Below are 3,376 nucleotides of genomic sequence, written 5' to 3'. Positions count from 1 at the left end.
AAGGGTTGGGTCGGAGCATTGACTTCTGAACTTTGTTTTCAGACTGTTCTTTAAAAATTTGGGTATGTGATAGAAGTACGAACACATAGGCTGTTTCACTGCAGACTATGTGGTCAAGGTAAATTTGCGAGTTCAAGCGCAAGTTTTCGGCGAATGTCGTGTTCCAAACCAAACATAACTTCAGATTCTTTGGGGTTATATGGTCAAGTGAATAAGCGCATACGGTGGATGCCTTGGCAGTCAGAGGCGATGAAAGACGTGATAGCCTGCGATAAGCTTCGGGGAGTCGGCAAATAGACTGTGATCCGGAGATCTCTGAATGGGGGAACCCACCTGACATAAGTCAGGTATCTCACACTGAATCCATAGGTGTGAGAGGCGAACCAGGGGAACTGAAACATCTAAGTACCCTGAGGAAAAGAAATCAACCGAGATTCCCTAAGTAGTGGCGAGCGAACGGGGACTAGCCCTTAAGCTCAATTGATTTTAACCGAACGCTCTGGAAAGTGCGGCCATAGTGGGTGATAGCCCCGTAGGTGAAAGGATCTTTTGAGTGAAATCGAGTAGGACGGCGCACGTGAAACGTTGTCTGAATATGGGGGGACCATCCTCCAAGGCTAAATACTACTGACTGACCGATAGTGAACCAGTACCGTGAGGGAAAGGCGAAAAGAACCCCGGAGAGGGGAGTGAAATAGAACCTGAAACCGTATGCGTACAAGCAGTGGGAGCCCACTTTGTTGGGTGACTGCGTACCTTTTGTATAATGGGTCAGCGACTTATATTCAGTGGCAAGCTTAACCGTATAGGGAAGGCGTAGCGAAAGCGAGTCTTAATAGGGCGTTTTAGTCGCTGGGTATAGACCCGAAACCGGGCGATCTATCCATGAGCAGGTTGAAGGTTAGGTAACACTGACTGGAGGACCGAACCCACTTCCGTTGAAAAGGCAGGGGATGACTTGTGGATCGGAGTGAAAGGCTAATCAAGCTCGGAGATAGCTGGTTCTCCTCGAAAGCTATTTAGGTAGCGCCTCATGTATCACTCTGGGGGGTAGAGCACTGTTTCGGCTAGGGGGTCATCCCGACTTACCAAACCGATGCAAACTCCGAATACCCAGAAGTGCAAGCATGGGAGACACACGGCGGGTGCTAACGTCCGTCGTGAAAAGGGAAACAACCCAGACCGTCAGCTAAGGTCCCAAAGTTGTAGTTAAGTGGTAAACGATGTGGGAAGGCTTAGACAGCTAGGAGGTTGGCTTAGAAGCAGCCACCCTTTAAAGAAAGCGTAATAGCTCACTAGTCGAGTCGGCCTGCGCGGAAGATGTAACGGGGCTCAAACTACACACCGAAGCTACGGGTTCATCGCAAGATGAGCGGTAGAGGAGCGTTCTGTAAGCCTGTGAAGGTGAGTTGAGAAGCTTGCTGGAGGTATCAGAAGTGCGAATGCTGACATGAGTAACGACAATGCGAGTGAAAAACTCGCACGCCGAAAGACCAAGGGTTCCTGCGCAACGTTAATCGACGCAGGGTGAGTCGACCCCTAAGGCGAGGCTGAAAGGCGTAGTCGATGGGAAACAGGTTAATATTCCTGTACTTCTAATTACTGCGATGGGGGGACGGAGAAGGCTAGGCCAGCTTGGCGTTGGTTGTCCAAGTTTAAGGCGGTAGGCTGACTGTTTAGGTAAATCCGGACAGTTAAGGCCGAGAGCTGATGACGACTCTTCTTATGAAGAGGAAGTGGTTGATGCCATGCTTCCAGGAAAAGCCTCTAAGCTTCAGGTAATTAGAAATCGTACCCCAAACCGACACAGGTGGTCGGGTAGAGAATACCAAGGCGCTTGAGAGAACTCGGGTGAAGGAACTAGGCAAAATGGCACCGTAACTTCGGGAGAAGGTGCGCCGGTGAGGGTGAAGGACTTGCTCCGTAAGCTCATGCCGGTCGAAGATACCAGGCCGCTGCGACTGTTTATTAAAAACACAGCACTCTGCAAACACGAAAGTGGACGTATAGGGTGTGACGCCTGCCCGGTGCCGGAAGGTTAATTGATGGGGTTAGCGCAAGCGAAGCTCTTGATCGAAGCCCCGGTAAACGGCGGCCGTAACTATAACGGTCCTAAGGTAGCGAAATTCCTTGTCGGGTAAGTTCCGACCTGCACGAATGGCGTAACGATGGCGGCGCTGTCTCCACCCGAGACTCAGTGAAATTGAAATCGCTGTGAAGATGCAGTGTATCCGCGGCTAGACGGAAAGACCCCGTGAACCTTTACTGTAGCTTTGCACTGGACTTTGAGCCTGCTTGTGTAGGATAGGTGGGAGGCTTTGAAGCGAGGACGCCAGTTCTCGTGGAGCCATCCTTGAAATACCACCCTGGCATGCTTGAGGTTCTAACTCTGGTCCGTTATCCGGATCGAGGACAGTGTATGGTGGGCAGTTTGACTGGGGCGGTCTCCTCCTAAAGAGTAACGGAGGAGTACGAAGGTGCGCTCAGACCGGTCGGAAATCGGTCGCAGAGTATAAAGGCAAAAGCGCGCTTGACTGCGAGACAGACACGTCGAGCAGGTACGAAAGTAGGTCTTAGTGATCCGGTGGTTCTGTATGGAAGGGCCATCGCTCAACGGATAAAAGGTACTCCGGGGATAACAGGCTGATACCGCCCAAGAGTTCATATCGACGGCGGTGTTTGGCACCTCGATGTCGGCTCATCACATCCTGGGGCTGAAGCCGGTCCCAAGGGTATGGCTGTTCGCCATTTAAAGTGGTACGCGAGCTGGGTTTAGAACGTCGTGAGACAGTTCGGTCCCTATCTGCCGTGGACGTTTGAGATTTGAGAGGGGCTGCTCCTAGTACGAGAGGACCGGAGTGGACGAACCTCTGGTGTTCCGGTTGTCACGCCAGTGGCATTGCCGGGTAGCTATGTTCGGAAAAGATAACCGCTGAAAGCATCTAAGCGGGAAACTTGCCTCAAGATGAGATCTCACTGGAGCCTTGAGCTTCCTGAAGGGCCGTTGAAGACTACAACGTTGATAGGTCGGGTGTGTAAGCGCTGTGAGGCGTTGAGCTAACCGATACTAATTGCCCGTGAGGCTTGACCATATAACACCCAAACAATCTGTTGTTTGGTAAAGACCAGCCGAAAGCTTGGTTGAACCGCAAATACCGATCACATACCCATTCGGGGAAACGACTAGATACCGGTTCCCCACCCGAATTGCTTGACGACCATAGAGCGTTGGAACCACCTGATCCCTTTCCGAACTCAGAAGTGAAACGATGCATCGCCGATGGTAGTGTGGGGTTTCCCCATGTGAGAGTAGGTCATCGTCAAGCACCTATACCCAAAACCCCCAGGCCTAACCGCCCGGGGGTTTTGCTTTTGC

General features: G+C 51.6%; 2 rRNA genes. Both read left to right on the top strand.

Annotated elements, in window-relative coordinates:
• Positions 1 to 201: 201 nt before the first annotated feature.
• Positions 202 to 3,092: ribosomal RNA gene (locus tag PLU01S_RS24925) — 23S ribosomal RNA — on the top strand.
• Between the two features lie 118 nt (positions 3,093 to 3,210).
• A 5S ribosomal RNA gene (gene rrf / locus PLU01S_RS24920) occupies positions 3,211 to 3,326 on the top strand.
• Positions 3,327 to 3,376 lie beyond the last annotated feature (50 nt).

Source organism: Pseudomonas luteola NBRC 103146, assembly GCF_002091675.1.
Classification (GTDB): domain Bacteria; phylum Pseudomonadota; class Gammaproteobacteria; order Pseudomonadales; family Pseudomonadaceae; genus Chryseomonas; species Chryseomonas luteola.
Note: the sequence above shows the minus strand (reverse complement) of the source record. Positions and strands in the feature narration are given on the sequence as shown.